This is a genomic window from Micromonospora orduensis, from assembly GCF_006228125.1.
Lineage (GTDB): Bacteria > Actinomycetota > Actinomycetes > Mycobacteriales > Micromonosporaceae > Micromonospora > Micromonospora orduensis.
Genome location: NZ_VDFY01000212.1, coordinates 1 through 6,469, shown reverse-complemented (window position 1 = coordinate 6,469; position 6,469 = coordinate 1). Strand labels below are relative to the sequence as shown.

Here is a 6,469-nt window from a genome sequence, read left to right as displayed (position 1 = left end):
CGATCACGGGCCACCCGCACAACGTCATCGCGGAACTCACGGGGGTAGGGCTTGGGCACAGCAACATCCTTCCAGCCCGCCACCAGGGCAAGCCAACTCAGATGTCACCTATCGGTGCAGCAGACCCGCCCCGATTCACTGACGCGAGGCTGCGGAGGCCGCACACGCGACGTGTCAACCGCAGCCTGACGCATCATCTCTACCGCCGATGTCATCCCGTAGCGGCGGGTGAGGGTCTCCAAGATATCCTCTTCAGTCTGAATAGGACCCATCCTGCCTGAGCGCTTGGCTATGGTGGCCACGGCAGCACAAGCCCTCACAGGGTCAAGGGAGACGGTATTGGCCGCAAACTCCTTAGGTGAGAGCACTTGCAGTCCGCGAGGCAACCTGTCCGACGGCAGGTCTCTCACGTTCAGGGTGATGATCGCGCCAGCATTGGCTACAACCGCAGCGGCGACCAGATGCTCGTCGTCAGGGTCGGGAAGGCCATACGTGCCCTCCAGGCCTTCCCACCCACCGACCTCGGCATCGTCGAAATGCTGTCGCATCTGCTCGACGAGGCGTCGCGCCCGCCTAGCGGCTTCCTCAGCCTCCGTGCCCCGCTCGATCAACTTCGTCCTCTGCTCGTACTCCAACTCTTCGAGCACGACGGAGCTCCACACGGGCCGATACATCCCCTCAATGGCAAGGGACAGCAGGAAGTCGCGCTGCAAATCGGGCCAGAGAACACAGGTGTCGAGGAGGGCTGTGAACACGCGTCTATTCTGTCAGGCCCCTCCGGCGACGCGCGACTGCACGACGCGCCTTGCGCAGCCGCTGCATCACCGCCTCGAGGTCCTCTTCGTCATTGATGTCCACCGAGGTTGCCTCAAGCGCAGCATACTGCTCGGCCCTGCGCTGCGCCCTGTACGCAAGCAGGTCGGGCAGAAGGACTCGGCGGTGGGTTCCCAGTCGCTCAAACGGAATCTTGCCCTCGTCGAGCAGCTTGACGACTGTAGGCCGACTGACTCCAAGCAGATCGGCGGCTTGCTGGGTCGTCAGCTTCAGCGTCCGCGGAGCCACAGTTACTGCAAACCCCTGCTGAAGGGCCTCAACAACCTGGCGAAGCACGCCGTAAAGCTCAGCTGGAAGCTCGACGCGATCACCAGGGGTAGCTCCGGCAAGGAAGCACCGTGGCGCCACCGGCCCCCGGCCCGCCCTCTCATGAGCTTGCATAAAGTCGTGGACTTGGGCGACCTGCCCATCAGCTTCTGGCAGGTACGTCTCTTCCTTCAGAGCAGCTGCAGTCATGGCCCCTCCTCTTCGAAAGCATCGTAACCTCCTTCGTTTCCTGCGTCTACCAAACGCGGCTCCGAGGTAGAGGTGATGCGGAAGTGACGGTTGAAGGCACAGGACGCACCCCAGCCAACTTCCCCTGCCTCCGCGACGCCTAGCGCACCGAGCGGCGAGTCGCGGGCATCGACGCCCTACGGCCCACACTGCTCGGCCGCACCCGTCCGCGCGCACGTAGTCGCTCCATCACTTGACGCCTAGGCAAGCCGGGTTGGCCCAGCACTGCCTATAGTGGCGCCTGCCAAGTCCTGATCTCGCTTCAGGTGCGATCACTCCGACTTGAATACGTTAAGAAGCCCAGCAGTCGCTGCTAGAACGGCTTCAGCTTTCGGGCGATCGTAGCTAAAGCCTACGGTGATCTCATCATCGTGATGGGCTGGCTGCGTCAGCGCTAAGACGGGTGCCGCTGGTCCCGCGGACCCCCGGCCCGCCGCCGGTCACGATGGTGTCCTTGCCCGCGCTGGGCACATACCCGCTACGAGCGGCCCGCGCGCCGTTCCGGCTGACCGCTACCGCCACCGCCTAACGGCGGACACTGGGCGCATGCCGCAACGGCTATTGCCGTGAGCTTCGGCGAGGGCGGGAGCGCTGAACTTGCAGGAGCACACCGCTCGCGTTCAGGCGATATCTGGCCATTGGCACGCTCACGTGATGCTTTGCCGCAATCACGTCTGGGGTAGAAGCGGCATACGCCTCTCGGAGCAGTAGCGGCCTGGGCAGAAGTAGGCAGCCGGCAAGCCAGTTCGCTTCTTCTTCCTGTTCGGGGTTACAGGTGAAGAAGGTGTGACCGGCGAGTTGCTGGATTTCTCGGACCTCATGATTGAGGAGCACGTGGGCGATCTCGTGCGCGATGTCGCTGTTGGTTCGCCCGATCTCGCTGAGGGGGTTGCATACGATGACAGTCCGGCCGCCGGGCAGGTGGAACGTCGCCGCCGAGAACGCGCCGTGCTGCAACTCGTCCAGTTCCTCAAGGTCTGCACGGTCAACGAGATGGTCTGCGGGATAGATCTTGATGTTGAGGTGTGTGGCGAGGTCACGGATCGACATGTGGGCATACGGTTCAAGCCCGAGTTCAGCTCGGGTGCGATCGGCTAGTCGTTCGGCCTCGGTCTTGAAGCCTCGTCGCATTGGACTTCCTACCTCGTCCGCCTAGTGTTCCGCCCGCGGCATGGATTCCAGCTTCTGCTGCATCTGTTGAAGTAGGGTGGAGAGCTTACGCGAGGCGTCAGGCTTGAACGTTGCCGAGGCCCGAAGGTGTACGCGTACCGGCTGCTCCGTACCAGCAAGGCTGGTGTATAGCTCACGGACGAGCCCGGCGATTTTCTCGGCGGCGGCGTCGGTCAGATTCGGGTCGCGGGCGAGGTGGTGGGCAATGAGTTCGGGGGTGTTCTCGGTTCTGATCCGGGGCGGCTGGAAGAACCGCTCGGGCGACAGGCCGAGCCAGTGCACGATGCGTCGGAAGTTCGCCAGGTCGGGTAAGTCGCCCTTCTCGACCCGAGCCAGCGTGTTGAACGGCACCTCGGCCTGCTCGGCTGCAGCGCGGAGACTGAGCCGTCCCCGTTTGAGGCGCTCGGCGTGCACGAGCCGTCCCAGTAGCTCGATGTCGATCGGGTCGCTCACCTGCACCTCCACCGCCTGAGCTGGACTGACCGTTGAGATCAAACTATCCCTTCTGCGAACTTGTGCGTACGCGAGGGCCGAGGCTGCGAGGTCCTCACCCGCCCCTCGGCTGTACCTCGATCGGTACATGCCGTACAGTCCTCGATGTCAAGCGTAGCCCGACGCCTCCGTGCGTCGGGCTACGTCAATGCGCGAGTCGACGCGGGAGGGGCGTCAGCTGGCGCTCGTTTCGGATTTGGGGGGACCATGACGCGAAGTCTTCGCGGGTCTGAGGTCAGGCGGCTGCCGGACGATGCGGCACCGGGGGTGGCCGACACGCGGCTGCTGCCGAACGACGACTTCGCTGCCGCGTGGTCGGCGATCGTGCTGCCGGACGACATGAAGCAGCGGTTGCTGCGGACGGCGGTCGCTGAAGCGCATCTACGCGCGGCAGTGCCATTCGACGCGCTGCCGTTGCACGGGGTCGTTCTCCTGACGGGCAAGCCCGGCGTCGGCAAGACGACGGTGGCGCGGGGTCTGGCTAACCAGGTGGCCCGCGCGGTCACACACGGTGGTCAGTGGTTGTTCGTGGAGGTCGATCCGCACAGCCTGGCCAGCTCCTCCTTGGGACGCAGCCAGCGTGCGGTGGAGCAGTTGTTCGGCACCCTGCTGAACGAGCACGCCGCCGCCGGCCCGATGATCGTCTTGCTCGACGAGGTGGAGACCCTATTCACCGACCGGGCGGCCCTGTCGATGGAGGCCAACCCGGTCGACGTGCACCGGGCGGTGGACGCCGCGCTCGTCGGGCTTGATCGGCTCGCCCGTCGCCACCCGCAGATGCTGATCGTGGCGACGACCAACTTCAGTGACGCGCTCGATCCGGCGTTGGCTTCGCGCGCGGACTGGATCGTCGAGGTGCCGCTACCTGATCGCGCCGCGCGCCGGCAAATCCTTGAGCACGCCGCTGCGGCGGTCGCCGCCGCGTTCCCCGGAGCACGTCGGCTGCTTGAACCAGCGCTGCTGGACGCGGCGGCCGAGGAAGCGGTCGGCCTCGACGGCCGCCGGCTGCGCAAAGCCGTCGCTACCGCCTGCGCCTACCAGCCGGAAGCGCAGGGCGATCCCGACCGGGTGACTGGCCAGGATCTGCTGGCGGTACTGCGCGAGGAGGGCGGCCACTGATGAGCGTCGTATCACGGCAGGTACCGTCCGTGCCCGTCCGCACGTCGGTCGCCACATGGACCACAATCATCGGCCTGCTCACCCCACCGGATGCCAGCGCTCGCGCTGACCTGGAGGCGGTCACGAGCACGGTGGCCATGCTGATCGCCGAGGAGTACACCCGCGAGGCCCCGATCGTGGTCATGCCGGTCGCGGGAGACCGGGTGCGGATCTACACGTTGCACGGCGCAGCCGCGGTCGAGGGCGAGGACCCAGCGGCTCTGGCGACTTGGCCGTTGGCCGAGGCCGGCTGGCGGATCTCGCTGCCGTGCGGCGCGGCGGACCTGGACGATGTCCGTATCGCGTTGGAGCCTCACCCGCACTTCGAGGTTCGTAATGTCACCGAGGGCATCGCCACTCCTAACACAGCGAAGCAGCGGGGTACCAGCGGTCACGTCCTGATCGACTACGCGGAATTGGAGCGGTCGTGACCACTACCGTCCGCGTCAACACCTACGCTCACACGACCACGCACGTCGCGACGAACATGCTGCGCGGGATGAAGCAAATCATCCAGCAGAGCGGCCTGAGCACCAGCAGGATCAGAGGCGATTGGGCGGTGCTGGAGGCGGGCATCGCCGCGTGGCTCAACTCCGGGCACCTCAAGGGCCTGGTGCTGGAAATCTACGACCCAGGCAAGCGCGCCAGCGACGATCTGGTGGGGCGTTTCGACTTCACCATCGACTACAGCTACTACGGCGACGGTGACGGCGAGTTGTGGCTGGACCCGGACACGGTCTCCTACACGGTGCTCAAGAACGGCTCGTACCCGTCGCACTGCAGCTACCGGCTGATCGCCGACACCGCCCTCGGATATCCAGCGGTGGACGGCTGGTCCACCACCACGTTCCGCTCGACCGCCGGCTTCACCCGACACTCTGTCGGCACTGCGATCGGTGGCGGCAGCCTCGGTGCTGGCCTGCACTACTACACCAGGAGCAACGGATGATCAGCGTCACCGAGGCGTTCTACAAGTTCCGCCGCAACCTGGAGACCACCGACACCGAGGACGCGTCCGCGAGTGCCCGGCAGAAACGCATCCGGGAACAGCTCGACTCCGACGACACCCTTAACATCACCAGGGACTTCCTCACCGGCGCCTACCGCCGGCACACGAAGACCAAACCGTTGCGCGACGTCGACATTATGATCGTGCTGAGCAACACCGAGTACCTCGATCGGCACCCCCACGACATCCTCGAAGTCGTCCGGGCAGCGCTACTCCCCTACTACGGCGAAGCCCGGGTGTACTGCGACCGGCGCGCCGTCCGGGTGGACTTCGGGGTAAGGATCGTCGATGACGTCAGCGACGCCGACGAGGTCGTGTCCTTCGACGTCGTGCCCGCCTTCGTCAAAGACGACCACTACCTGATTCCCGACGACGTCACCGGCGAGTGGGTACACACCAAGCCCGAACTGCACTATGACGCAGCACGGGACGCGAACAAGGACTTCGCGGAGCAGTGGAAACCACTAGTCAAAATGATCAAGAAGTGGAACCAGGTCGCGGGGCACCCGGTCGAGCCGTCTTTCCTCATCGAGGTGATGGCTCTGGAGCTGATCACCGGCCCGTGGACCGGCAGCCACCCCCGCGAGTTACGGCAGTTCTTCGCGAGCGCCGCCAGCCGCATCGATGAGGGCTGGCCGGACCCGGCCCACATCGGACCCGACGTCTCCGACGTCGTGGACAACGACCCAGCGAAGATGGACACCGGCCGCACGGCGCTCCGCGCGGCCGAGTCCGCCTGCACCACCGCGATCAACCTCGACCGGACCGGACGCACCAGCGAAGCTCTGACCGCATGGCGCGCCCTGTTCGGCCCGCTGTTCCCGCTCTCATGACCATCACCGCTGCGGCCCGGCCCGTGCCAGAGGGAGCCCCGGCCCGCATTACCCAGCGCCAAGACGAGTCACAGCACCTCAACCGGCTCCTCGCCTACAGCCGCGACTACCAAATCGCCCACCGCTGGCGGCGAGCCCGTGCCCTCGGCACGTTTGCTCTCGCCGCGATCGGCCCGATCATCTCCTTGTTCATTCCGGCCACCACGGACCTGGTCGCCGCCATCAGCGCCGGATGGCTCGTCCTCGGCCGCACCCTGCTCACTGGGATGGAACAAAGGGCCACCCAGCACGCCGCCCGAGTCCAGGAACTGTACGACACCAACCTCTTCCATCTTCCGTGGAATACCGCCCTAGTACTCCAACGTCACTTGGCCTGTCTGTGCTGGTAGTGGGATCGGCGGGCTCGGGCTTGGGATGTTCGTCGCCAGATTGACCAGTGCAGGGTGTGTTCTGGCGGGAGTGATGCGGTGAGGACGAA

The 6,469-nt window shown here is 65.4% G+C and carries 9 protein-coding genes; 5 read left to right on the top strand and 4 right to left on the bottom strand.

From position 1 onward, the window contains the following. Positions 1–104 precede the first annotated feature (104 nt). From FHG89_RS24455 to FHG89_RS24440, 4 genes are all read right to left on the bottom strand, one after another. The gene (locus FHG89_RS24455; RefSeq protein WP_139586759.1) at positions 105–755 is read right to left on the bottom strand and encodes a PIN domain-containing protein; all 651 of its coding nucleotides are present in this window, start codon (positions 753–755) and stop codon (positions 105–107) included. Positions 756–759: 4 nt separating this feature from the next. Continuing rightward, entirely contained in the window at positions 760–1,290 is a 531-nt protein-coding gene (locus FHG89_RS24450) for a helix-turn-helix domain-containing protein (RefSeq protein WP_139586758.1), read from the bottom strand. Positions 1,291–1,887: 597 nt separating this feature from the next. Further along, positions 1,888–2,460, bottom strand: a complete 573-nt coding sequence (locus FHG89_RS24445) for an ImmA/IrrE family metallo-endopeptidase (protein WP_139586757.1) — start codon at positions 2,458–2,460, stop codon at positions 1,888–1,890. 21 nt (positions 2,461–2,481) lie between these two features. After that, on the bottom strand, positions 2,482–2,952 hold the full coding sequence (locus FHG89_RS24440) for a helix-turn-helix transcriptional regulator (protein ID WP_139586756.1): 471 nt from the start codon (positions 2,950–2,952) through the stop codon (positions 2,482–2,484). 306 nt (positions 2,953–3,258) lie between these two features. Between FHG89_RS24440 and FHG89_RS24435 the strand changes: the two genes are divergently transcribed. Genes FHG89_RS24435 through FHG89_RS33100 form a run of 5 tightly spaced genes read left to right on the top strand, consistent with a single transcriptional unit; the run spans position 3,259 to position 6,380 of the window. After that, complete coding sequence (locus FHG89_RS24435) at positions 3,259–4,110, top strand: AAA family ATPase (protein WP_167517514.1); 852 nt, start codon at positions 3,259–3,261, stop codon at positions 4,108–4,110. Further along, on the top strand, positions 4,110–4,580 hold the full coding sequence (locus FHG89_RS24430) for a hypothetical protein (protein WP_139586754.1): 471 nt from the start codon (positions 4,110–4,112) through the stop codon (positions 4,578–4,580). The genes FHG89_RS24435 and FHG89_RS24430 overlap by 1 nt, the downstream gene beginning before the upstream one ends. After that, complete coding sequence (locus FHG89_RS24425) at positions 4,577–5,098, top strand: HORMA domain containing protein (protein WP_139586753.1); 522 nt, start codon at positions 4,577–4,579, stop codon at positions 5,096–5,098. The genes FHG89_RS24430 and FHG89_RS24425 overlap by 4 nt, the downstream gene beginning before the upstream one ends. Beyond that, positions 5,095–5,991, top strand: a complete 897-nt coding sequence (locus FHG89_RS24420) for a CBASS oligonucleotide cyclase (protein WP_139586752.1) — start codon at positions 5,095–5,097, stop codon at positions 5,989–5,991. The genes FHG89_RS24425 and FHG89_RS24420 overlap by 4 nt, the downstream gene beginning before the upstream one ends. Continuing rightward, positions 5,988–6,380, top strand: a complete 393-nt coding sequence (locus FHG89_RS33100) for an S-4TM family putative pore-forming effector (RefSeq protein ID WP_167517513.1) — start codon at positions 5,988–5,990, stop codon at positions 6,378–6,380. Before FHG89_RS24420 ends, FHG89_RS33100 begins: the two co-directional genes overlap by 4 nt. Positions 6,381–6,469 lie beyond the last annotated feature (89 nt).

Bases quoted from the DNA above. Each gene is read 5' to 3' on its own strand.
- FHG89_RS24445 (WP_139586757.1), bottom strand. From the start codon at position 2,460: ATGCGACGAGGCTTCAAGACCGAGGCCGAACGACTAGCCGATCGCACC.
- FHG89_RS24430 (WP_139586754.1), top strand. From the start codon at position 4,110: ATGAGCGTCGTATCACGGCAGGTACCGTCCGTGCCCGTCCGCACGTCG.
- FHG89_RS33100 (WP_167517513.1), top strand. From the start codon at position 5,988: ATGACCATCACCGCTGCGGCCCGGCCCGTGCCAGAGGGAGCCCCGGCC.
- FHG89_RS24450 (WP_139586758.1), bottom strand. From the start codon at position 1,290: ATGACTGCAGCTGCTCTGAAGGAAGAGACGTACCTGCCAGAAGCTGAT.
- FHG89_RS24420 (WP_139586752.1), top strand. From the start codon at position 5,095: ATGATCAGCGTCACCGAGGCGTTCTACAAGTTCCGCCGCAACCTGGAG.